Below are 21654 nucleotides of genomic sequence, written 5' to 3' on the forward strand. Positions count from 1 at the left end.
CGTACGTGCGCGGACAGTAGGGCGTCCGCTTCCCTAGCATTCGGCAGCGTCCGGGAATTTTCCTGCTCCGGGCGCCGTTTCCGGCTGCAAAAGTTCGCTTGCAGCCGTCGGTCCCCCCAGCTTGGCGGCGCACAACTGCAGGTAGAGCGGGATCTCCTGAAAGTGGTCGCTGTGGGGAAGCACCCGCCGAAAATATTGCTCCGCCAGCCGCCAGTTCTCCTCCGCAACGGCAATCCGGCCGAGATGGTAATACCCGAGCGAACGAATATACGGATCCCCGTCCTCGGTAAACGGCGCGGCCAAACGTTTGGCCGTCGGCGTGTCCCCCAGCCGCTCGTAAGCGGTGATCAGCCCGGACTGGGCCAGCCGGTGATCCCGCTGCTTGCTCAGGATCGAGCGAAACGATGCCAGCGCGTCGTCCACCCTGCCGTCAAACAGCAGCATCCAGCCGTAGCTGAAGGCAAAGTCGGGATTGTCCGGCGCGAGGCTGATCGCCTTTTTCATCAGGGTCAGCGCCCGCCGCGTGCCGGCGATCAGCCAGGTGTTCCAGGCCAGTCCGTGCCACGCCCACCCTTCGCGGGGAAACCGCTCCGCCAAAAAGTGGTAGCAGACCTGGGCGCGGTGATAGTTGCCCAACGATTCGTAAAGGCTGGCCATCTCCCGCAGCGTCTCGCTGTCCAGCTTGCGCGTCGGCAGTTTCAGCGAGTCCGGAGGCTGCGGGTCCGCCGTCTCGTCACGCGCCTGCAGGATGCGGGCCGCTCTCAGCCAGAGCATCTGCGCTTCCCAGTCGGAGTCCCCTTCATTTAGCAGCGATTCGACCGTCTCCAGCGCCTCCTGCACATCGCCGTCCTGCAGGTAGCAGAGCGCCAGGTTGAACCGTGCCTCCCGCTGTCCCGGATGGTGTTCGAGCGCCGCCTTGAAGGCCTGTGCCGCCTCCAGCCACTGCCGTTCTTCCGCCAGCATGCAGCCGATCGCGTTGTAGCTGATCGCCGCCACCACCGGCGATTGGGCCGAGCGGCTGAGCAGGCGGAACTCCCGGAGTGCTTCCTCCCTCGCCTCGGAAAACAACAGGCTGTAGGCGTAGTAGAGCCGGCCGCTCTCCCAGTCCGGCGATTCCTTGACCAGTTCGGCAAAGCACTGCCGGGCGTCCTGATAGAGGCGTAGCTGATAAAACCCTTCACCTTTGCGGTACATGTGCTCGAAGGGACGGCCGGCCGCTTCCGCCTGGATTGCGCCCAGATTGACTGCGGCCGCGTCCCCGCCATGGTCATGATGTCCGCCCGGCGATGCGTCGGCGCCCGCTTTTGCCTTCGCCGGCGCGGCGGTCCCTGGCTGACTTTCATCGGCAGGCGGGTACTCTCCCTCCAACTGCTTGATGCGGCGAATCGCGAGGGACAGCTTTTCCTCAAACTGCAGCCACAGATCGACCACCCGATCGCTCACCTGGCGCAGTTCAAACAATTGATCGGCGAGCAGGAGCTTTTCGTCCTCCGACGCCGTCGGCCACTTCCGTTCGATCGTCTCCGCTTTGGAACGCAGCGCGGAGAACCATTCTTCCAGCTTCATAAAAAAGCCACCCCCCTTGAGGCGTGAGTAGTCTCATTGTCTCACAAGGCAGGTGGCTCTATGCAGGCCCGCCGCTCGCGTCAATAGACGGTCGCGTGCACTTCCTCCGCCAGCAGTTGGGCAATCTTGTTGTTCTCGTCCATAATGGCGACGCGCGGTTTGTGGGTGCGAGCCTCTTCGTCCGTCATCATCGCGTACGAAATGATGATGACGATGTCGCCCGGCTGCACCAGGCGGGCGGCGGCTCCGTTCAGGCAGATGACCCCGCTGCCCGGCTCTCCTTCGATCACGTAGGTTTCCAGACGCGCGCCGTTGTTGTTGTTGACGATTTGCACCTTTTCGTTCGGCAGGATGTCCAGCGCATCGAGAATCTCCTTGTCGATGGTGATGCTGCCGACGTAGTTCAGGTTGGCTTCCGTGACGGTGGCGCGGTGGATTTTTGCTTTCATCATCGTGCGAAACACGGCGGTCTCCTCCCCTTTTCAGTCGTGTTAGCTATACGGTAACCATCATGTTGTCAATCAGGCGAGTGCGGCCGAACCGCACCGCCAGGGCGAAAATAAGCCGCTGGCCGGGGCTGGCTGTGTGAACTGGCGTCAGCCGCGGGTACGTGAGCACCTCGACGTAATCGATCTCGGCCAGCGGCTCCGCCGTGATCATCGCCGCCATGCGCTCCTTAATCTCGTCAAGCGGGACCCCCTCTTTGAGCCACGCTTCCGCCTGTTTGAGGCTGCGGTAAAGGACGGTGGCCTGCCGCCGTTCCTCCGGGCTGAGATAGACGTTGCGCGAGCTCATCGCCAAGCCATCCGGTTCGCGCACGATCGGGCAGGGCACGATCTCCACCGGAACGGACAGATCTTCCACCATTTGGCTGATGACGGCAAGCTGCTGGGCGTCCTTTTGTCCAAAAAAGGCGGCGTCCGGCTGGACGATGTGAAACAGCTTCAGCACGACGGTCGCCACGCCGTCGAAGTGACCCGGCCGGGATTGACCGCACAGCGGCTCGGACACCTGAGCCACGGAGACGGTCGTCAGCACCTGGCGCGGATACATTTCCTCCACGCTCGGGGTGAACAAGAGATCGACTCCGGCAGACCGGGCCAGTTCGCGGTCCCGTTCAATATCGCGCGGATAGCGCTCAAAATCCTCGTTGGGCCCGAATTGCAGCGGGTTGACGAAAATGCTCATCACGACGAAATCGCACGTCTCCCGAGCCTTCTTGACCAGGCTGAGGTGACCGTCATGGAGATAGCCCATGGTGGGCACGAAGCCGATCCGTTTCCCCTGCCGGCGCGCTTCGCCGACATGGCGGCGAAGTTCGGCAATCGTGGGTACCTGCAGCATGCGCTCGATCATCGCCGGACCCCTCCTTCTCCGTAGAGCTGTTTCACCGTTTCCTCCGCCGCGTGAAAGACGTGTTCCGGAGCCGGAAAACGGCGGTCCTTCACCTCGGAGACGTACGCCGCCACCGCTTCGCGAATGGTGGTCCCTGTGTCGGCGTAGCGCTTGGCAAATTTGGGCTTCCAATCCGACGACCCGTACCCAACCAGATCGTGCAGCACCAGCACCTGGCCGTCACAGGAGGGTCCCGCTCCGATGCCGATGACCGGAATCTCCAGCTTGTCCGCAATGACGGCAGCCACTTCCTGCGGCACGCATTCCAGCACCAGCGCGAACACGCCCGCTTCCTCCAGCGCCATCGCATCTTCCAGCAGGCGGCGGGCCTGTTCCAGATCACGCCCCTGCACCTTGTAGCCGCCCAGTTGGTGAACGGCCTGCGGCGTCAGACCGATGTGCCCCATCACCGGAATGCCGGCCTGCACACAGCGCGTGACGATCGGCGCGAGTTCCCGGCCTCCCTCCATTTTTACCGCTTTGGCCAGCCCTTCCTGCAGGAGACGGCCCGCGTTTTTCACCGCTTCCTCCACCGTCCCGTGGTAGCTGAGAAACGGCATGTCGCTGACCACAAAGGCCCGCTTGACCGCCCTGGTCACGGCTTTGGTATGGTGCAGCATGTCGTCCATCGTGACCGGGATCGTCGAATCGTATCCCAGTACCACCATCCCGAGCGAATCTCCCACCAGGATCATGTCCGCTCCCGCTTCTTCCACCAGCTTGGCGGAAGGAAAGTCGTACGCGGTGACCATGGCGATCGGTTGGCCGTCCCGCTTTTTTTTACGCAAATCGGACGTGGTGACCGGCGCCAGGTTGTTTGTCATCTCTCCCACCTCTTTGTGCGCCCCACCCCGTGGACCCATCCGGAAATAAAAAACCCTCTCGCCGAAAAAGGGAGAAGGGTGTCCATGCAAACATTTGTCCATGGTCGCTGGATTCCTTCTGTCTCGGTCCACACAGGCTCTGAGCAGATTGTTGTCCATTACGATGTGTTGATGCTTGATAAAAAATACTCCCGGTTTGGAGTGCCGTTCGCCGGACGATACGGCCTCCACCTTAGGAGTATACCAGAAGACTTATTCGTTTGCACCATAATTGACGTCGGCGGAATACACTTTATGCCGTGCACCCGCGGCGTCCTCGACGATCAGGACGCCTTCCTCGTCCAGACCGACAGCCCGTCCTTCCAGCGTGGAATGGATGGTTTTGACGGTCACCCACCGGCCGATCGTGTAGGAGCAGGCTTCCCACTCCGTCTTGATCCGGTCGAAGCCGTGCTGCAGATAGTGGTCGTACTCCGCTTCAAAGATGCGGCAAAACCGCTGGATGAACCGCACCCGGTTGACAGTCGTTCCGCTCTCGATCACAAGCGAAGTGGCAATGGCCCTGAGCTCTTCGGGAAAATCGGCCGCGACGGCGTTGGCGTTGATCCCGATGCCGATGACGAGGTAGTTGACGCGGTCCGCTTCGGCGTTCAGCTCCGTCAGCACGCCGCACACCTTTCTGTCACCGACAAAAATGTCGTTGGGCCATTTGATCTTGACCGCCACCCCCGTCTCCTCCCGCATCGTCTTCGCCACTGCAACGGCTGTCAGCAGCGTCATCTGCGGCGTTTTCGGGAGCGGGATCACGGGACGGACGATCAGGCTCATCCAGATACCCGTGCCCTTGGGCGAATGCCAGACCCGTCCCAGGCGCCCTTTGCCGCCGGTCTGCTGCTCCGCGATCACCAGGGTCCCTTCCGGCGCCCCTTTGGCAGCCGCTTCATGCGCCAGCGGCTGGGTGGAGACGACGGTGTCGTATGCCTGCACGTGCTGGCCGATCCGCTTCGTGTCCAGGCCGGCCATGATCGCTTCGGCGGACAGGCGGTCGGGTGCTGCCAGCAGCCGGTATCCCGCCTTGCGGACCGCTTCCACCTCATACCCTTCCTGACGCAGTTCCTCGATGTGCTTCCACACCGCCGTCCGCGAGCAGCCGCAGGTCTGGCTCAGCTCCTCGCCGGAGATGAACCGGCCGGGATTGGCGTGGAACGCCTTCAGTATTTCCTGCTTAATGTTCATGACGCGCTACCTCTCTCCTTGCCTCTTCCACCAGCGCCTCCGGGGTGTTGGGCAGCCCGTGCAGCGCCGTCTGCTCCAGCAGGTGCATGAGCACGCGCTGAATCCATTCCCCCGGTTTTCGCTCCAGGGCCGCCTGCAGATCGCGACCGGTGACGGCCAATTCGCGCAGCGACTTGACCGGCATCGACTCGTAGGCGGCGATCAGCGACCGGGAGGAACGGCGGTCCTTCCGCTTCCACCAGCACGCCTGCAGCAGGTTGTCCGTTTCCATGCAGACCGGCCAACCCGCCTGCAGCAAAAGTCGTCCCCACTCCACATCGCGCGGCTCATCCCAGTCCGGCCGCAGCGCCGCCAGAAGCCCGACGAATTGGGCGATCGCTTCGGCTTCCCGCTTGGACATCCGCAGCTGCAGACAGAGCGTGCGCGCCTCCTGCGGGTCAAACCGGGCGGCATACATGAGCAGGGCCCACTTCTGGTTCAGCGTGCCCAGGTGCACCAGCCGCCACGCCTGCTCGTGCGACGTCCGGAACAGGCGATCCAGCAGAGGAGAAAAACCGGCCAAGCCCGTCTGCATGATCAGGCCGATCCCCTTTTGCGGCGCCGCGCTGTCGACGATTTTGTGCAGTTCTTCCCGAATCCGTTCCGCGGCGATATGCGACAAGAGCGGTGCCGTTTGCTCCATCGCCGCCAGGGTAACCGGCTCGATGGAAAAGTCAAGCTGCGCGGCAAACCGCACCGCTCTCAACAGTCGGAGGGCATCCTCGCGAAAGCGCCGCTCCGCCGTCCCCACCGCCCGGATCAGCCGATCCCGCAGGTCGTCCCGCCCGCCGAACGGATCGCGCAAACGGTCGAACCGGTCCATCGCCATCGCGTTGATGGTAAAGTCCCGCCGCTCCAGGTCGAGGTGCAGGTCGGAGACGAAGCGGACCTCTTTCGGCCGGCGGTAGTCCTCGTACGTACCTTCCACCCGGTACGTGGTCACTTCGAACATCTGCCCGTCCAGCCTGACGGAGACGGTCCCGTGCTGCAGGCCGGTGGGGACGTGATCGGGAAACAGCCGCATGACGTCGCCGGGATGGGCATTCGTACATATATCGATATCGTGCACGGTTCTGCCGAGCAGCCAATCGCGGACGCACCCGCCGACGAAATAGGCTTCATAGCCGTTGTCCTCCAGCGTGCGCAGGATGCGAACCGCCAGTTCCTTGAGCAACTCCTTCACCCCGTTTTCCGTCCGCCCAGCAAAGGAGGCGTTTGTGTGAAAATCGTGTATGGCCTGTTCATCATGGTTTCCAAGCTGTTTCAGTTGGCCAAAAGCAGCCTGCACCGTCCGTGACCGTCACAACGATCCGGGGCCGAGCAGCTCGCGATACAGCAATTCGTACTGGGACGTGATCTTCTCGTGGCAGAAGGTTTCACTCGACCGCTGGATGCTGTTGCGGGACAGACGCCGGTAAAGGTCCGGGTCGGTCAGCAGGCGCACGGTCCGTTCCGCCATGCCGGCGACGTCCCCGACCGGCAGGAGAAAGCCGCACTCACCGTCCGGCACCACTTCCGGCAGTCCGCCCGCATTGGTCGTCACGACCGGCACGCCGCAGGCCATGGCCTCCAGCGCCACCAGCCCGAAGCTCTCCTTTTCCGACGGCAGCAGCATGACGTCGGCCATGGAGATTACCTCGGCCACATCCTCCTGTTTGCCGAGAAAATGGGTGTCGCCTTCCAGCCCCAGCTCGGCCACCATGTTGCGGACCGAACCGAGGTCGGGCCCCTCGCCGATCAGCATCAGCTTGGCCGGAAGCTGCTCCCGCACCAGCCGGAAAATCTCGATCACGTCCGGCACCCGCTTGACCGGACGGAAATTGGAGATGTGCATCAGGATTTTTTCCCCGTTCGGTGCGAACACGCGCTTCCACTCGCCCACCTCTTTGGGGTAGTAGCGCCGCTTGTCCACGAAGTTGTAGACCGGGACGATCTCCTTGTCGACGTGCAGCAGTTCCCGCGTCTGCCGGATCAAATCCTTGGACACGGCGGTGACCAGGTCGCTTTGTTCGATCCCGAAGCGGATCATGCCGCTCAAGCTGGAGTCGTATCCCAGTACGGTAATGTCCGTTCCGTGCAGGGTGGTGACGATCTTGAGCCGTTCGCCGACCATCTGTTTGGCCAGATAGGCGCACAGTGCGTGGGGAACGGCGTAATGGACGTGCAGCAGGTCCAGCTTTTCGTTCTGCGCCACCTGCGCCATCCGATTGGCCAGCGTCAAATCGTACGGAGGGTATTTGAACACGTCGTAATGATTGACTTCCACTTCATGGTAAAAAATGTTGGGATGAAACGTTCCCAGGCGGAAGGGCATGCTGGACGTGATGAAGTGAACCTGATGGCCCCGCTCCGCCAGCAGTTTGCCCAATTCCGTGGCAACGACGCCCGACCCGCCCAACGACGGGTAGCAGGTGATGCCAATCTTCATCCGGGTGTCCTCTCCTTCCTACAAGCTTGTCAGCACGTAAGGTGCAGCGCTGACAAACCCCTCCGCATACATGACGCCCGCCTGCTGCCCGAACAGGCGCTCCCTGTACTCCACCAGTTCCAGATACCCGTTGTTGAGCGGCGTAGAGACGCTGCCTTCTTCTTTTTCAAACTGGCTGCGGTACGACCGCAGCACCTCCATTTTTTGCGCGTACACCGGCGTGACGTCCACGACCACATTTGGCGTCGCCGTCGTGTTGATAAAATAGTACAGCAATTGGCTGGGGCGGTAGGCGGGCAGGGATCGTTCCGCGGTAAACAGACGAATTCCGGCGGAAAAGACCGCTTCCCGGACGATCCGGCTGACGCTCTCGTGATCCGGGTGACGGTCCTGCCAGTAAGGCGCCAGCACCACGCGCGGCCGCGTCTGCCGAATCAGGTCGACGACCCGGCTGATCGCCTCGTCGCGCACCCGTTCCAGGCCGCGGTCCGGCAAGCCGAAATTATAGCGGACCGCAATCCCCAGCCGCTTGTCAGCCTCCGCCGCCTCCGCCTGCCGGCGCTCCACGGTGCCGTTGGACGAAAGCTCGGCGTAGGTCAGATCGAGGATGCCGACGCGTTTGCCCTGTTTCACTGCCAGCAGCAGACTGCCGGCCGCCCCGATCTCCACGTCGTCGGGGTGCGCTCCGATGGCGAGGATGTCCAGCTCGCTCATGCCTGCTCCTCCTTGCGCACGACCTCGCGCCAGCGCAGCTCGCCCCGCTCCAGCGCCTTCAGCAGCACTTCCGCCGTTCCCATGTTGGTGGCAAACGGAATCTTGTGCACGTCGCACAGGCGAAGCAGCGCGATGATATCCGGTTCATGCGGCTGCGCCGTCAGAGGATCGCGCAAGAAGATGATCAGATCCATCTCGTTGCGGGCGATCATCGCCCCGATTTGCTGATCTCCTCCCAGGGGGCCGGAGAGAAACCGCGTGACCTGTAGGGATGTCGCTTCCATGATCCTGAGTCCGGTCGTCCCCGTGGCGTACAATTCATGCTCGCGCAGGATGGACTCGTAGGCCATCGCCAATTGAACGATTTCTTCCTTTTTTCGGTCGTGTGCGATCAAAGCAATTTTCACGCAAACCTCTCCCTCGGTGTAAGTAGCGTTGCACAACGGTGTGCCCGTGCCTAATCAATCAGGTGCTCCAGTCCATAGATCAGTTCGCCCAGGTTCATCACAGCCTTAATCGCCATGTTTACTCCCGGCATGAACGACTCGCGGTTGATCGAGTCGTGACGGATGGAGAGCGTCTGGCCCGTTGCCCCGAACAGCACTTCCTGGTGAGCCACCAGTCCCGGCAGCCGCACGCTGTGAATCCGGAATCCGTGGTACTCCGCGCCGCGCGCCCCCGGGATGCTTTCCGTCTCTTCCGGGTGGCCCTGTTTGATCTCCTCGCGAACAGCCGCGATCATCTCCGCCGTTTTCAGCGCCGTTCCGCTGGGCGCGTCCAGCTTCCGGTCGTGGTGCAGCTCGATGATCTCCACATGCGGCATGTATTTCGCCGCCATGGCGGCAAATTTCATCAGCAGAATGGCCCCGATCGCGAAGTTGGGCGCGATGATGCCGCCGAGACCCGCCTCCCGGTACCGCGCCGTCAGCTCCTGCAGCTGCTCCGGCGTCAGTCCGGTCGTCCCCACCACCGGCCGAATGCCGTGGTTTAGACACAGTTCAAGGTGGCGGTAGACGCTGTGCGGCGTCGTAAAGTCAACCAGCACGTCGGGACGCATCTCGTCCAACTGCCGGCGGACCGCCTCATCGTCCCCCCGCGTGTCCAGTGCCCCTGTGTACACCAACTCCGCATCTTGTCCCAGCATTCTGACGACTTCCTGGCCCATCCGCCCGTGGGCTCCCGCTACTGCTACGCGAATCTGTTTGTCCATCTCTAGTTCGTCTCCTCTATTCTCGTCCAGCGATCCTTATCGCGTGTGTTGAATTTGTGCATAATACGATCAAACGCCTCTTGCAAATCAATGCCGAGCGAATTGGCGAAGCACAGCACAATGAAAAAGACGTCGCCCAGCTCTTCGTCGATGGTTTTCTCCGCTTCGTCTTTTTTCTTTGGTTTTTCACCGTAGTAGTGGTTGATCTCCCGCGCCAGTTCGCCCACCTCTTCCGTCATCCGGGCCATCATGGCCAGCGGGGAGAAATACCCTTCCTTGAATTGCGATATGTATTGGTCCACTTCCTGTTGGATCTCCTGCAAGGTCTTCCGCTGATTCATCGGGTCACTCCTTTGTCTGCCAGAAAATATTCGTGACTTTATCGTACCTGAAAAGCCTGCGTTTGCCAAATCTCAATACGCAGGCTGGCAGGATATGGACAATCAAATCAACATTCCATTATAATGGCAGTCGTACCTACCAACAAGCCTTCATCCGTCCGCACGGATGCGGCAAGCAGGCAGGTCCGCACGGCGTCGGCCGCAGCCAACTGCGCGAGTGTCTGCCGCCGAGAGGAATCCCACAGAGGGCCTGCTGCCTCCGGCTTCCCTCGGAAGGAAGCCTCCGGACGCAGGATCACCGGCAAGAAGGGAGAACGCTTATGAAACTGCGCCTCAAGAGCATCATCGCCATCATCGTCGGATCCGCCATCATGGGATTCGGCATCAACGCCTTCAACATTCCGAACAACCTGGCCGAGGGCGGCATTACCGGCATCAGTATTCTGATCAAGCTGATGATCCCGAGCGTCGACCAGGGGATCGTCTTTTTCGTCCTGAACGTGCCGCTGTTCGTGCTCGGGTGGAAAGTGCTGGGACGCACCGCGTTTGCCTACACCATTCTCGGCACGGTCGCCCTCTCCGTCTTTCTCTCCCTGTTTGAGGGCGTGCTGCCCCTGCCGATGCACGACCGGCTGCTCGCCTCGCTGTACGCCGGCGTGGCGATCGGGGTGGGCCTCGGGATCATTTTCCGCTACGGGGGCACCACGGGAGGTGTCGACATCATCGCCCGCGTGCTGCAAAAATACATGGGCATCAGCATGGGCCGCACGCTGTTTTTCGGCGACATGCTGGTGATCGGCGCGTCGCTGATCTATTTGAATCTCGAAAGCGCGATGTACACCCTGGTGGCCGTCTTCATCGCCGCCCGCGTCATTGACTTTTTTCAGGACGGCGCCTACGCCGGAAAGGCGCTCACCATCATCTCCGATCACGCCGACGCGATCGCCAAACAGATTCTGGAACTGGGTCGCGGCGTCACGCTGCTGGCGGGCAAAGGAGCGTTTTCCGGCGAGGAGAAACAGGTCGTGTACGTCGTGGTCAGCCGCAACGAAGTGATGCGTTACAAAAGCATCGTGCAGGAGATCGATCCCCATGCGTTCGTGATTGTCAATGACGTGCACGAGGTGCTCGGCGAAGGGTTTACGCTGGACGAAAACAAGCAGCCCATTCACGAGTGACTGGAAGACAGCCGTCCCCACTGACAGAGCCGGTACACCTTCAGCATTGTGAAACGGAAAAAACTAGGCGACAACCTGTCATCCGAACATCCTTCTGCACCGCCAAATCCACGCTTTCACGCCCTGTGCATAATGCAGGTGCACAGGGGCCTTGGACATTTCTGCTCCGTACAGGTCCGCCATCGTGTTTTCCCGGATCACCGCCTGGGCGACCTGCAGCCGCCATGGCTCATGGTAAATGTCCCCGCCGTAGATCCGCTGCGTGCGGCGGCACACACAGCAAAAACGGTAGCGCTCGGTCAGCCAATGCTCAATGCTGCCCGGTCTCGCCGTGAACGGTTCGGAAGTGGGCCGGTAGATCGCGTCGAACCGCTGTACCCCCCCTTTCCGCTCGCTATGGAAATCGATGCCCGCTGCCGTTCGTTTGATTGTCATTCCGGCAGGGTAGTACGGAAGGTGATACGTCCATGTGGCGGCACGGATGGCCACCGGATTGGACGCGTCCAGTGTCAAAAAGAATACCGCCGGTTTTCCGCCTGCGATCACGTACGTGCGCACATTGATTTCCGGAAACGGAACCGTATAGGGAATGACCGGCAGAAACCTGAGCCGGATCTCGCTCATTTCAAACGGAATGACGCCAATCCACGCCATGCCGTCAAATATATCCACTTCCAAAGGAGGAGGAACAAACTGCCGAATCCTTTCAGCAGGAACAGGCCAATGGGCAAACAGAAGATCGTCCCATGTCTGCGTCATGATCCACGTGCCTTTGATGTCAGCCCCCTCCTCTCGCTTGTCGTGTCAAAACGTTTGGAACAGACTCAGAACACTTCGCTGCTCGTGTTCTGTCCCTCGCTCCTCTGCCGATTCCTTTCCCGGTGTCGGCGCAGCGGCGGCAGGTTCCGCTTCACCTGACGATGCGCCGGGAACAATCTCATATGGTTGACTGACCAGCCGAACCTTCGTTACCGTGCTCGTCCATTCGTCGAGCGCTACCAGATCGTCCGCGTTCACGTCCCTCAAGGAGGTTTTTCCCAACGCGCGAATGGCGATTTTCATCTCTTCTGTAAAGGATTGAAAAAAGTTCTCCAAAGACTGCGCGGCCTTCTCGATTTGAAACTCGTCCTTTTGGCTGCCCGTGTAATAGGCAAGCTGCGTGGGCGGCTCCCACGGAATGGCTTTTGTCACCTGATCATGGGTCATGGCCCACAGCAGGGCTGTTCCCATGTACACGGCGTCCGCTCCCAAGGCGAGCGCTTTCAAACATTGGCCGGGCGTAGCATATCCTCCACCTGTCAAGAGGCTGATCCGGTCTTTTACGCCCCGCTTTTTGAGATAAGCCACCGCACGCGACAAGGCGAAAATCGTGGGCAGGCCAAAGTCGTCTTCCAAAATCGGCGGCCCTCCTTTGGTGCCGGCCTGTCCGCCGTCCAGACTGATAAAATCCACCCCGGCCTGAACTGCCGCTTCCAGGTCGGCTTCCAGTTTTCCGCTGGCACACATCTTCACGCCAATGGGGATGCCATAGGTTAGGGAGCGCAGTCTGTCGACCAGGGGCTTCAGGTCCTGCGGTTTGACGATTTCCGAATGACGGGAAGGGATGACGAGGCCCTCACCGTCCGGAACCTGCAGAAGTTCACGGGCCCTTCCCTTCAAATACTCGGGCGGGATTCTGCTCGCGGAACCGGCTGTCGCACCTTGACCGAAATGAATCTCGATCGCGTCTGCCTGCCGGAGAGTCTCCGGCTCTTTCGACCAGTGCCCGGAATTGTACTGCAGAATGTAATGAGCGGCGAGTGCCCTCTCTTCGGGCAGCAAAGGTCCTTCGCCCGAGTTCGTCGCGGTTCCGACCGCTGCCGTTCCTTTGGCGATCGCGATTTTTACTTTCTCGGATACCCCGATGCCGTAGCCCATTGCGCCGGCCATCAGGGGGATGTTCAGGATCAGCGGCCGTTGGGCAAGCGGGCCGATTGTGATCATCATGTCGACGGGAGCGTTTTCCGGTGCGGGAAGCGTGGCAAGCTGAGCGGGAGAAAAAACCAGGCCGTCAAAGTCCAGAAACTTGCGCGGACTGCCGAACGGTCGCTCGATTACGCCGCCGCTGGATGCCCGCAGACTGTTTTCCACGACGATTCTGGGGCTTGTTCTCGTGAGCGCCGACACCATCTCCCAGATGTTTTCCGGGTAACGGTCAGCCATCAGCCGTTTCGTAAAGCGCCCGATCCCCCATTTGATCAATGGCCGGGCAAACACGATGGCGATCAGACCCGTACAGAGAATGGCCAGGAATGCCCCGGCGAACGACCCGGCGAGAAAGGAAACCCACTTAATGGTCATGACAACCTCCTTGCCCTCTTTTCATCCCTCATTATTTCGATCTTGCGCGCTGCCTATGCGTCTGTCGCAGGAAAGCCCCGGTGGGGAGCAAAAACAGACGGCCGTCCGCTGGTGGTACACGTCTCTTCCCCTTCCGATCCGGCTCCCCATTGCAGCCGCATCCGTCATCATCCACCGCCGTACCATACCGATTTTTTGCTGGTGTGTTTTTCTGCAAAAATGAACAGAGAGCTTCTACGCACAAGGTAGAAGCTCTCTGTCTGTAAAGGGGCCCTGCAGGGAAACGGAAGGTTCTCCCGTCGGACGAATATGTTCCGGTACGCCTCCGCACAGTCAGGCAGAGTGCATCTGCCCGCGGTATTTTTTCCAGGCCACATACGCCAGCGTCAGCAGCACGGCTCCGACAATCGCCACAAACACCGGAAACGGCGAAGCCGGATGAATCAACAGGGCGATGGCGCTCTGATCCTTTCCGATGAACGCGGACTGCATCGTGCCGTTCAGATCGCGCAGGGCGTTCCGAACCATCTGCCACTCAATTCGGCTGCGGCGCAGCTCTTTGGAGATGAGATCGTACGCAGCGTCGATCTGCTTGATCTGCTCTTCCCGCAGATGGATGCTCATCGCCGGTTTGATCGCCAGATACAGGCGGGTGTTTTCGTCAAATTGCCGGCGAAACTGGTCAAAATTCCGCTCCACCGCCGACTCCATCAGATTTTGCATCTGGGTGGCATAGGAAACGTAGTAGCTCCGCCACATCGGCTGATGATCATGGGTAAGCGCGTCGATGGCGATCCTCACGCGGGTCGCATGCCACAGCAGTTGATCGCTTGGGCTCGACGTGGCGAAGCTGTTTTTCGCCGCCAGGATTGACTGCGTCACGGCATTCAGACTGTCGATCCGCAGCGAGACGGGCAGGCGCTGCTGGGGAAAGCGGTCCGCCAGCAGCCGAATCTTCTCCTGCGCCTCCTCCAGCTCCCCTTTTTTCGTAAGGGTTAACAGTTCTTGCGCTATGTGATCCAACGCGGCCAACTGTTTTTCTTCAGCCGGACGGTCAAGCCTGTTGATCAACGTATGGATGGGCCAGGCCAGCATCAGCCCGATGATCAGGAAGAACAGCAGAAACCGGATGTTTTTTTTCAAAGCAAAAACCCTCCTTCCCCTAGTACAGACTATGGAAAGGAGGACAAGATTAGACCTTGTTTCTGCTGAACCGCGCGTTGGTGAACCAGATCACCGCAATGGAAATCAGGCTGAGCAGAACCGTGCAGAGACCGACGATTCCCTCATACGGATCCAGCACGGCAGGCAGCCACGGATGGATGGCCATGACGTAATCGAGGAAATCGTTATTCAACGTCCACAGTGCAGCGATTCCCACCGGCAGCCAGCTCAGCTTGAAAAATCGGGCATACAGCACCGATTCGGCCGCCATGCCTGCATGGGAGATCATAAGCATGATATCCGTCCCGCTTACCTCGTCACCCAAGAGCCATCCGGCCACGATGATGCCTACCGCCCATACGCCGTATTTAAAATTGGTGATGCCGGCCAGAGCTTCCAGCACCGGGATGTGCCGTCCCATCAAGTAGGTAAACAGCACGATGGTAAATAGTCCACTCCCCGTCGGACTGTCCGGAACAAACGGCCGCAAGTACCCCGGGGTAGCTGCCAGTTGATTGCTGTACCAGACAAAGCCGTAGATGGTTCCCAGCAAGTTGACGACGAACAGGGTCCAGAGAAACCACCTTTTCCCCAAAGACTGCCAGAACCACTCCCATAACCAGCTCATGAACATCGTCTCCCGCTATGTGCGCCGTTAAAGAAAAAGCTGACCGAACGTCAGTCAGCTTTTCTTGTATGGGCTTATTTCAACGTTGCCATGTACTCAGCCAATTTCTTGATTTCCGCTTCATCCTTGATCAGGCCGCCCGGCATTGCCGGCGGTTTCCCGTTCTTGATGATTTCGGCAATCTGGTTCGCGTCATACTTGCTGCCGATCTTCTGCAGATTCGGCCCCATGCCGCCTTCCATGTTCTTGCCGTGGCAGCCCATGCAGCCCGTTTGAGCCGTCCACAGTGCATCGGCCTTGAAGCTCGGATCAGCCGGCGCAGGAGCGGCCGCGTTGGACCCTCCTCCACTGCCGCTTCCGCCGTGATTGGACGCGTGGTTCAGGGAGTGCTCATGGTCTGCTGCCCACGTCAGGTAGAAAATCGATACCAGCGCAGTCATCATCAGACCGGTTGCCACCGGACGGCGGGACGGACGGCGTTCTTTGCCGGTATCCAGCCACGGAGCCAGCAGCAGCGCGCCAAATGCGATACCCGGAATGATGACGGTGCCCAGGACTACCCAGTCACCTGCTGCCCACGGATACTTGAGCATCTGATACAGGAACAGGAAGTACCAGTCCGGCAGCGGAACGAACGACGTATCGTTCGGGTTCGCCTTGTCGGTCAGCGGCGACGGGTGAGAGACTGTCAGCACCAGAAACCCGACCAGACAGACGGCTGCCACCATCCACTCTTTCAACAGGAAGTTCGGCCAGAACGGCTCCGTTTTTCCCGGAAAGTCGGAGTACGACGGGGCAATGTTCGGAATGCGCTTCGCCGGTATCCGGGAGTCTCCGACGAAGGTAGCATCTTTGTCATGTTTCGCCATGCTATTTCCTCCTTAAAATCGAAGACTCATCATAGTGGACCCGAGATACCTTGCGCGCGAATCATGATGAAGTGTGCTCCCAACAGACCCAAGAGGGCTCCCGGCAGGAAGAACACGTGAATCGCAAAGAAGCGGGACAGGGTTTGCGCCCCTACGATGTCGCCGCCGGTCAGCAGGGTCTTGGCGTACGGACCGATCAGCGGCACGGAGTTCGCGATCTCCAGACCTACCTTGGTCGCGAAGTACGCCGTGTTGTCCCACGGCAGCAGGTAACCGGTGAAACCGAGGCCGAGCATGACGAAGAAAATCAGCACGCCCACTACCCAGTTCATTTCACGCGGTTTTTTGTACGAACCGGTAAAGAACACGCGCAGCGTGTGCAGGAACATCATCACGATGACCAGGCTGGCACCCCAGTGGTGCATGCCGCGGACGATCACCCCGAATGCCACTTCGTTCTGCAGGTACTTGACCGATTCATACGCATTGATAATGTCCGGTACATAGTACATGGTCAGGAACATACCGGACAGGATTTGGATGACTGTAATAAAGAACGTAAGGCCACCAAAGCAATACACAAACGCGGAAAAATGGTGCGCCGGGTTTACGTGCTCTGGCACTTCGTGGTCGGCCAAATCGCGCCACATCGGGGTGATGTTCAGGCGCTCATCAACCCAGTCATACATTTTTTGCAACATCTTAGCCACTCACCCCCGGACGAGGATTTGGTTTCAGTTTGCCCAGATAGAGCTTGCCGTCCTTCACTTCCGTCTCGTATTCATCGAGGGATGCTGTCGGCGGAGTTCCCAGAATGTGCGCACCTTCCTTGTCGTAACGTCCCAGGTGGCACGGACAGAAATACTGGTTCGGGTGATCCGGGCTCGTGTTCCAGTCCACTGTACAGCCCAAGTGCTTACAGATCGGGGACAGTGCGAGGATCTCGCCCTTCTCATTCTTGGTCACCCACGCAGCCAGCGTCGACTCGGACTCATACCAACCGTCCTTGGTATGTACCTTGAAATCCACACGCTTCGGCTCGGGACCGAACTCGTCCACGCTGCCGACAGCCACTTTATCTGTACCCGCATGGCCTTTCAGCAAGGGGTCGACTGCAAAACGAATCATTGGTGTGATCATTCCCGCAGCGAGGAATCCGCCCGTTCCCATGAGTGCGTAGTTGAGAAACGTACGTCTGGAAATTTCCCGTTTGTCGCCCATGTCTTTTTCCCTCCTTACTCTGTAGAATAGCGCAACAATGGCGATTTCCATACATATACACTAGGTCAATCCCAATCATAGCTAACGCCTATAGAGATGTCAAGAATATCCGGGGGACGCGCCCGGCGCCAACCTCGTCTGATTGAGAGATTGTTGCCATTTTGTCAAATATGGCAACTCTACCCTGATTGATATAGTATTTCCTGAAATATCTCCGTCTATTGACGGTCGCCGTGCTGCCAGAGACGAATAATTTCCCGGCTGAGGACATCGACGGTCACCTCAAAGCGGAGCGCGGAATCCAGGTCTTCATCCCCCACTGTCAGCCTCAACAGTCTGCCTTCATCCACGCGCGCATCCAGCCGCTCCCCGCTGAACTGCAGCAGGACGTAGTGGGCAAACCCGGCCGGCAGCCGTTGGGCAAGCGGCTCGTCGCCGATCTGGTAACAGATCGGGAACATCAGCACCCGGCCCTTCAAACGCTGTTCGATCGAGGCGGCCACCTGCACCAGATAACTCATCCGCTGCACGTGCTCGTTCACCGGCTTCTCCGGCCGGTACAAATAAAGAGGGAGCAGCGCGGTATCCACGTAGGTCCGCAGCTCCTCCCAATTCTCCAGTTCTTGAACGTTCCACTGCATAAGGCGTCTCCTCTTTCCATTAACATCTGGAAACTAGCGTACCACGAAGAGGAGGAGACAGGCAATCGTCATGTCCCGCCCGGAATTACGATTGTTCGTAGGCCATGATCTCGCGCAGTTCGTCGGTCAGGCGCATGAACCTCTCCTTGTTTTTCATCGCCAGCGCTTCGTCGATCTCCTGGTACAGGGTGCGCTTGCGGTACAGGCGCACCTGCTCGTCAATCACCATTTCCGACAACAGCCCCGACACCAGTTGGTTGTTTGTCCCGTACGCATTGGAATAGAAATTTGGCCACTCCATGATACATCCCTCACTTCAGCAGAATAGTCGTTTCGGTAAAGCCATTGTATTTGCGAAGCCATGTCTGGCTGGCATACGTCCCGGCGTACAGCCACTGACCGCTTTCGTCCTGCCCGACCCGGAGCAGTCCCAGATGGACCATCATTTTTAGAACGCGGTTGGTCAAAATATTGACCGCATCATCGTAGTAAAACGGCCTGATCCAGGAAAGCAACCGCTCCGAAAGCGCGTCCTGGCTGACCCATCCTCCCGCCCCCAACAGGGGAATCAATTGGACAAGCATCGGCAGATTGGGGACCGCCCGCTTGTACAGCCGCATCCAGAAGCGGATCAGATCGTGGTGCAGGTGATCGTCATACGGCTGTTTCAGCCGTTCTTCCCCCGCTTCCGTCAGCATCACCCGTCCCGGCAACTCCTCGATCCATTTCTGGTAGTAGCAGAAGTCGTAGAGCAGCGAAAACCGGTCCGGGTACAGGTCGAAGTGAAGCCCGTAGCCGAAGCGCCATTTCTGCGGCGGGAGCGGCTCTTCCTTGACGTGCAGAAACTGAAACAGCTGCTGCTGGTACCGCTTGTACATGGCGCCGTCCGCGGTCAGCGGCACAGGCTCCTGCTGCAGGAATTGTAAAAATTGCATGATATCGTCGCAGAGTGCAGTTCCTTCGTCGCGGTAGGCCGCCGGTTCCGCTGCCGTGACGGTGTCCCGCCATTTGTCCAGCCACGCCTGCAGGTACGGTTCCCGCATGTCCAGGGGAATCTGGTACTGGCCGGCCGTCCTGCTTTTCGCCGGAAAGATCCAGCCGCGCCGCATCGCGTCGGCGATAAATTTGCGCGCTTCTTCCGCCTTCCGCTCCTTGCGCGCATCCAGTGCCAAGCCGGCCTTGGCCAGCAGATCTTCCAGCGACAGCACCGTGCGCTTGTCGAGAAAGAGCAGGAGGAAAAAATGGACTTCTTCCAGGGAAAGCTGCTCCACTTCCCGGGCGATGGTCTGCCGGTACCGCAAATTGGCGAGAAGCGACGTGATCAGTTCGTTCTTGGAGTGAGGGTTGCATTCGCAGCCGTAGTAATCGGCGATTTGATGGAGCTGCCGGATATCGGTGTAGACCAAGATCTCAGCCAAGTTCATCTGCGCATCCCTTCTTTGCGAGGGTTTTTCTTACCCTTCATTCTTGCCAAATTACGGCAAAATAAACAGGAAGCCGCCAGCGCGGCTTCCTGTCAGGGCAGTTTGCTATTCGTCGTCCACATTCCATTCGTCGTGCAGCTTTTGGTATTCCTTGGCTTCTTCGTATCGGCCCGCTTGCGTCAAGAGGGCGATCAGGCGGCGAATGTGGTCCAGGTCAAACCCGGACAGCGCCACGTATTGCTTCAGCGCATCGATCGCCTTTTCCGTCCGGCCGAGCGAGAGGTAGATGTCCGCCGCAAGCGGATAGGAGGCGACGTATTCCTCGTCGATCGCCTGCAGGCTGGCCACCAGCTCCGCCGCTTCCTCCAGCCTGCCGAGGTGAAACGCCATCAGCGCGCAGCCGTACAGCACCTCCTCCGAGCGCTCCAGGGCCAACGCCTGGCGATACACCTGATAGGCCTGTTCAAACTGCCCGTTTTGGGCGAGCGAGCGTCCCTTGGCCATGAGTAGCGGCAGGCTCTCCTCCCCGGCCTGCTCCAGGAGCTTCAGCGCCTCCGCGTCGCGTCCCACCCGGAAGTACATGTCGCCCAGCGCGGCGAGGATGTCGGGATCGTCCGGCTCCTTCTGGCGGGCCTGTTCCAGGTACTTGACCGCCACTTCGTCGAGGTCCTGCATGGCGTACAGATCAGCCAGCAGCAGGTCCAGCCGGATGTGTTCAAACCCCGATTCCTTCAATTCGTACAGCAGGTGCTGCGCGGTCTCAAAATCGCTCAGGTCCAGCGCGATTTCCGCCAGCAGCATCTGGCATTCGCGCCGCTGCGGCGCCTCCAGCTCGGGATGTTCCCGCAAAATGTCGGAGAGCAGGCTGGAGGCCTGTTCGAGATGGCCGAGGCGGTACCACACTTCCGCCAGGTACATCATTACCTCCGGCAAATCCTTGCCGTGCTCCTGCACCTTTTGCAGCGCTTTGAGCCCCAGTTCCACCTCGTCGTTTTCAATCCGTTTGATCGCTTCGTCTATGACGTACAGCCATTTGTCTGTCATCGTCCTCACCTCGTATGTATGGTTGCTCTTGTCGTGCGAAAGAGCCGCAAAAGACCGTCCGAAGACGGTCTTTTTCCGTATGTCCCTTCTATAAGATCATATACCATTATGCCCGTGTCAGCCAACTCATGGAGAGGACGGTGACCAAAATGCCAAACACACTGAGCATGATCCCGTAGTTGGGTTTGGTCGGGTCGGTCGGCTCATGATCGCCGTTGAACGGGACGATCGAGGCGGTCCCCTTCACCAGCGGCTTTTCGTCTGATACCAACGGCTGCGGTTCCACGACGTAGGTGCCGTCCGCCGTCTGCATGGAGGACGTGATGACCTGCGCCTTTTTCCCCATCGCCACCACTTCCCCGTCGATCATCAGGGAGTTGGCCTGCTCCGTACTGCTCGTATTGACGTACAACGTAAACGAACAGAGCATCAGCAGGATAATCGCGGCACACGCGCCCACGCGACGCATGCGGGCCGTCACGGTAAACACTTTTCTCCCGATCGGAATCGCCCACTTCTCTTCCGAAAGAATTCGGGCCATCACGGCATCGACGATCGACTTGGAAGGCGCGACCGCGTGGTACTGCTCCCTGTCCGACTTCATCCAGTCGCCGCTGTCTTTCCACAGCGCGTAGTCGGCGTCGCAGGCGCGGCAGCTCGTCAAGTGGTTGTCAATCCGCCGGCGCGTCACTTCGGACAGCAGGCCGTCGGCGTAATCCGGCATCAATTCCTGTACTTCTTCACATTTCATCATCGATTCATCCCTTCAGCTTCATCCAAATGAGGGTCCAGGATGTAGGCTTCCAACTGTGCTCTAATGCTCTGCCGCGCGCGAAACAACAGGGATTTCACCGAACTCACCGTCAAATCCAGAATGGTGGCGATCTCGTTGTAATCCATCTGCTCGTATTCCCTCAGGATCAAGGCCGAGCGCTGCTTTTCCGGCAGGTTGTTGATGGCCTGTCTGACCAGGTGCTCCCGTTCGTTGCGCAGCAGGACCTGCTCCGGCAGGCGCTCGTACGACGCAAGCGGCACTTGCGGGTTATCCTCGAGGTATACGTCCGAATTCCGGCTTTTGCGCAGCTCGCTCAGCACGGTATTGCGGGCAATGGTGTAGAGCCAGGTAGAAAAGGTCGCTTCTACATCGCGGAACGAGTGAATGCTTTTATACGCCTTGTAAAACGTCTCCTGACAGATATCCTCCGCCATGTGCTCCAGATGGGCCTGGCGCAGCAAGTGGGTGACAAATGCAAGAATCTTTTTTTCGTATCGCCGGATCAGTTCGGCATAGCATTCCAGGTTGCCTTCTTTTATTTCGCGGATAAGCTGGGAATCGGTCATGTGCAGGATTACCTCCTATTGCGATTCCGATCCCTCAGCGGCCTTTGTTAC

At 59.3% G+C, this 21654-nt stretch carries 25 protein-coding genes; 1 reads left to right on the forward strand and 24 read right to left on the reverse strand.

Annotation, left to right across the window (positions count from 1 at the left end):
• Window positions 1-33: 33 nt before the first annotated feature.
• The 11 genes from A6764_RS12780 to A6764_RS12830 all read right to left on the reverse strand — a co-directional run bounded on the left by A6764_RS12780 (window position 34) and on the right by A6764_RS12830 (window position 9753).
• The gene (locus A6764_RS12780) at window positions 34-1566 is read right to left on the reverse strand and encodes a tetratricopeptide repeat protein (protein ID WP_051967922.1); all 1533 of its coding nucleotides are present in this window, start codon (window positions 1564-1566) and stop codon (window positions 34-36) included.
• Window positions 1567-1646: 80 nt separating this feature from the next.
• Window positions 1647-2030 (reverse strand): aspartate 1-decarboxylase, encoded by a 384-nt coding sequence (gene panD, locus A6764_RS12785; RefSeq protein WP_029099642.1) that lies wholly within the window; start codon window positions 2028-2030, stop codon window positions 1647-1649.
• Window positions 2031-2061: 31 nt separating this feature from the next.
• Window positions 2062-2910 carry a pantoate--beta-alanine ligase gene (gene panC / locus A6764_RS12790; RefSeq protein WP_065066318.1) on the reverse strand — a complete coding sequence of 283 codons (849 nt, stop codon included), beginning with the start codon at window positions 2908-2910 and terminating at the stop codon, window positions 2062-2064.
• Between the two features lie 8 nt (window positions 2911-2918).
• Window positions 2919-3785, reverse strand: a complete 867-nt coding sequence (gene panB, locus A6764_RS12795) for a 3-methyl-2-oxobutanoate hydroxymethyltransferase (RefSeq protein WP_065066317.1) — start codon at window positions 3783-3785, stop codon at window positions 2919-2921.
• A gap of 252 nt (window positions 3786-4037) precedes the next feature.
• Complete coding sequence (locus tag A6764_RS12800; protein ID WP_264622249.1) at window positions 4038-5021, reverse strand: biotin--[acetyl-CoA-carboxylase] ligase; 984 nt, start codon at window positions 5019-5021, stop codon at window positions 4038-4040.
• The gene (locus A6764_RS12805) at window positions 5011-6234 is read right to left on the reverse strand and encodes a CCA tRNA nucleotidyltransferase (protein WP_065066315.1); all 1224 of its coding nucleotides are present in this window, start codon (window positions 6232-6234) and stop codon (window positions 5011-5013) included. The genes A6764_RS12800 and A6764_RS12805 overlap by 11 nt, the downstream gene beginning before the upstream one ends.
• A gap of 126 nt (window positions 6235-6360) precedes the next feature.
• Window positions 6361-7488, reverse strand: a complete 1128-nt coding sequence (gene bshA / locus A6764_RS12810; protein WP_065066314.1) for an N-acetyl-alpha-D-glucosaminyl L-malate synthase BshA — start codon at window positions 7486-7488, stop codon at window positions 6361-6363.
• A gap of 18 nt (window positions 7489-7506) precedes the next feature.
• Entirely contained in the window at window positions 7507-8202 is a 696-nt protein-coding gene (gene bshB1, locus A6764_RS12815; RefSeq protein ID WP_029099636.1) for a bacillithiol biosynthesis deacetylase BshB1, read from the reverse strand.
• Window positions 8199-8609 carry a methylglyoxal synthase gene (locus A6764_RS12820; protein WP_029099635.1) on the reverse strand — a complete coding sequence of 137 codons (411 nt, stop codon included), beginning with the start codon at window positions 8607-8609 and terminating at the stop codon, window positions 8199-8201. The genes bshB1 and A6764_RS12820 overlap by 4 nt, the downstream gene beginning before the upstream one ends.
• 50 nt (window positions 8610-8659) lie before the next feature.
• Window positions 8660-9412, reverse strand: coding sequence for a 4-hydroxy-tetrahydrodipicolinate reductase (gene dapB / locus A6764_RS12825; protein ID WP_029099634.1), 753 nt, complete (start codon window positions 9410-9412; stop codon window positions 8660-8662).
• Between the two features lie 2 nt (window positions 9413-9414).
• On the reverse strand, window positions 9415-9753 hold the full coding sequence (locus tag A6764_RS12830) for a nucleotide pyrophosphohydrolase (protein ID WP_029099633.1): 339 nt from the start codon (window positions 9751-9753) through the stop codon (window positions 9415-9417).
• A 320-nt stretch (window positions 9754-10073) separates the two neighbouring features.
• Between A6764_RS12830 and A6764_RS12835 the strand changes: the two genes are divergently transcribed.
• Window positions 10074-10931 carry a YitT family protein gene (locus A6764_RS12835; protein ID WP_029099632.1) on the forward strand — a complete coding sequence of 286 codons (858 nt, stop codon included), beginning with the start codon at window positions 10074-10076 and terminating at the stop codon, window positions 10929-10931.
• Between the two features lie 78 nt (window positions 10932-11009).
• Here A6764_RS12835 and A6764_RS12840 read toward each other — a convergent pair whose 3' ends face one another.
• The 13 genes from A6764_RS12840 to A6764_RS12900 all read right to left on the reverse strand — a co-directional run bounded on the left by A6764_RS12840 (window position 11010) and on the right by A6764_RS12900 (window position 21603).
• Window positions 11010-11690 carry a YqjF family protein gene (locus tag A6764_RS12840; RefSeq protein ID WP_083989708.1) on the reverse strand — a complete coding sequence of 227 codons (681 nt, stop codon included), beginning with the start codon at window positions 11688-11690 and terminating at the stop codon, window positions 11010-11012.
• 45 nt (window positions 11691-11735) lie between these two features.
• Complete coding sequence (locus A6764_RS12845) at window positions 11736-13271, reverse strand: FMN-binding glutamate synthase family protein (protein WP_083989707.1); 1536 nt, start codon at window positions 13269-13271, stop codon at window positions 11736-11738.
• 333 nt (window positions 13272-13604) lie between these two features.
• Entirely contained in the window at window positions 13605-14414 is an 810-nt protein-coding gene (locus A6764_RS12850; protein WP_065066312.1) for a sporulation protein YpjB, read from the reverse strand.
• A gap of 49 nt (window positions 14415-14463) precedes the next feature.
• A complete protein-coding gene (locus A6764_RS12855) occupies window positions 14464-15063 on the reverse strand; it encodes a DUF1405 domain-containing protein (protein ID WP_065066311.1) in 600 nt (199 codons plus the stop codon).
• Window positions 15064-15137: 74 nt separating this feature from the next.
• The gene (locus tag A6764_RS12860) at window positions 15138-15932 is read right to left on the reverse strand and encodes a c-type cytochrome (protein ID WP_029099629.1); all 795 of its coding nucleotides are present in this window, start codon (window positions 15930-15932) and stop codon (window positions 15138-15140) included.
• A 29-nt stretch (window positions 15933-15961) separates the two neighbouring features.
• Window positions 15962-16633 carry a menaquinol-cytochrome c reductase cytochrome b subunit gene (gene qcrB, locus A6764_RS12865; protein ID WP_029099628.1) on the reverse strand — a complete coding sequence of 224 codons (672 nt, stop codon included), beginning with the start codon at window positions 16631-16633 and terminating at the stop codon, window positions 15962-15964.
• Between the two features lies 1 nt (window position 16634).
• Entirely contained in the window at window positions 16635-17153 is a 519-nt protein-coding gene (locus A6764_RS12870) for a Rieske (2Fe-2S) protein (protein WP_029099627.1), read from the reverse strand.
• A gap of 218 nt (window positions 17154-17371) precedes the next feature.
• The gene (locus A6764_RS12875; protein ID WP_029099626.1) at window positions 17372-17794 is read right to left on the reverse strand and encodes a DUF2487 family protein; all 423 of its coding nucleotides are present in this window, start codon (window positions 17792-17794) and stop codon (window positions 17372-17374) included.
• Window positions 17795-17879: 85 nt separating this feature from the next.
• A complete protein-coding gene (locus A6764_RS12880) occupies window positions 17880-18095 on the reverse strand; it encodes an IDEAL domain-containing protein (RefSeq protein WP_029099625.1) in 216 nt (71 codons plus the stop codon).
• A gap of 10 nt (window positions 18096-18105) precedes the next feature.
• The gene (locus A6764_RS12885) at window positions 18106-19218 is read right to left on the reverse strand and encodes a hypothetical protein (protein WP_065066310.1); all 1113 of its coding nucleotides are present in this window, start codon (window positions 19216-19218) and stop codon (window positions 18106-18108) included.
• Window positions 19219-19323: 105 nt separating this feature from the next.
• Window positions 19324-20262, reverse strand: a complete 939-nt coding sequence (locus tag A6764_RS12890; protein ID WP_029099623.1) for a tetratricopeptide repeat protein — start codon at window positions 20260-20262, stop codon at window positions 19324-19326.
• A gap of 106 nt (window positions 20263-20368) precedes the next feature.
• The gene (locus A6764_RS12895; RefSeq protein WP_051967924.1) at window positions 20369-21016 is read right to left on the reverse strand and encodes a zf-HC2 domain-containing protein; all 648 of its coding nucleotides are present in this window, start codon (window positions 21014-21016) and stop codon (window positions 20369-20371) included.
• Complete coding sequence (locus A6764_RS12900; RefSeq protein WP_029099621.1) at window positions 21013-21603, reverse strand: RNA polymerase sigma factor; 591 nt, start codon at window positions 21601-21603, stop codon at window positions 21013-21015. Before A6764_RS12900 ends, A6764_RS12895 begins: the two co-directional genes overlap by 4 nt.
• Between the last annotated feature and the right edge of the window lie 51 nt (window positions 21604-21654).

The sequence above is a fragment of the Brevibacillus sp. WF146 genome, assembly GCF_001673705.2.
Taxonomy (GTDB): domain Bacteria; phylum Bacillota; class Bacilli; order Brevibacillales; family Brevibacillaceae; genus Brevibacillus; species Brevibacillus thermoruber.

Coding starts and splice junctions, on each gene's coding strand:
- A6764_RS12870 (WP_029099627.1), bottom strand. CDS start 17,153: ATGGGCGACAAACGGGAAATTTCCAGACGTACGTTTCTCAACTACGCA.
- A6764_RS12900 (WP_029099621.1), bottom strand. CDS start 21,603: ATGACCGATTCCCAGCTTATCCGCGAAATAAAAGAAGGCAACCTGGAA.
- A6764_RS12890 (WP_029099623.1), bottom strand. CDS start 20,262: ATGACAGACAAATGGCTGTACGTCATAGACGAAGCGATCAAACGGATT.
- A6764_RS12835 (WP_029099632.1), top strand. CDS start 10,074: ATGAAACTGCGCCTCAAGAGCATCATCGCCATCATCGTCGGATCCGCC.
- A6764_RS12885 (WP_065066310.1), bottom strand. CDS start 19,218: ATGAACTTGGCTGAGATCTTGGTCTACACCGATATCCGGCAGCTCCAT.
- bshA (WP_065066314.1), bottom strand. CDS start 7,488: ATGAAGATTGGCATCACCTGCTACCCGTCGTTGGGCGGGTCGGGCGTC.
- A6764_RS12830 (WP_029099633.1), bottom strand. CDS start 9,753: ATGAATCAGCGGAAGACCTTGCAGGAGATCCAACAGGAAGTGGACCAA.
- dapB (WP_029099634.1), bottom strand. CDS start 9,412: ATGGACAAACAGATTCGCGTAGCAGTAGCGGGAGCCCACGGGCGGATG.
- A6764_RS12855 (WP_065066311.1), bottom strand. CDS start 15,063: ATGAGCTGGTTATGGGAGTGGTTCTGGCAGTCTTTGGGGAAAAGGTGG.
- A6764_RS12845 (WP_083989707.1), bottom strand. CDS start 13,271: ATGACCATTAAGTGGGTTTCCTTTCTCGCCGGGTCGTTCGCCGGGGCA.
- qcrB (WP_029099628.1), bottom strand. CDS start 16,633: ATGTTGCAAAAAATGTATGACTGGGTTGATGAGCGCCTGAACATCACC.
- A6764_RS12800 (WP_264622249.1), bottom strand. CDS start 5,021: ATGAACATTAAGCAGGAAATACTGAAGGCGTTCCACGCCAATCCCGGC.
- A6764_RS12840 (WP_083989708.1), bottom strand. CDS start 11,690: ATGACGCAGACATGGGACGATCTTCTGTTTGCCCATTGGCCTGTTCCT.
- A6764_RS12860 (WP_029099629.1), bottom strand. CDS start 15,932: ATGGCGAAACATGACAAAGATGCTACCTTCGTCGGAGACTCCCGGATA.
- A6764_RS12875 (WP_029099626.1), bottom strand. CDS start 17,794: ATGCAGTGGAACGTTCAAGAACTGGAGAATTGGGAGGAGCTGCGGACC.
- A6764_RS12880 (WP_029099625.1), bottom strand. CDS start 18,095: ATGGAGTGGCCAAATTTCTATTCCAATGCGTACGGGACAAACAACCAA.
- A6764_RS12780 (WP_051967922.1), bottom strand. CDS start 1,566: ATGAAGCTGGAAGAATGGTTCTCCGCGCTGCGTTCCAAAGCGGAGACG.
- A6764_RS12895 (WP_051967924.1), bottom strand. CDS start 21,016: ATGATGAAATGTGAAGAAGTACAGGAATTGATGCCGGATTACGCCGAC.
- bshB1 (WP_029099636.1), bottom strand. CDS start 8,202: ATGAGCGAGCTGGACATCCTCGCCATCGGAGCGCACCCCGACGACGTG.
- panB (WP_065066317.1), bottom strand. CDS start 3,785: ATGACAAACAACCTGGCGCCGGTCACCACGTCCGATTTGCGTAAAAAA.
- panC (WP_065066318.1), bottom strand. CDS start 2,910: ATGCTGCAGGTACCCACGATTGCCGAACTTCGCCGCCATGTCGGCGAA.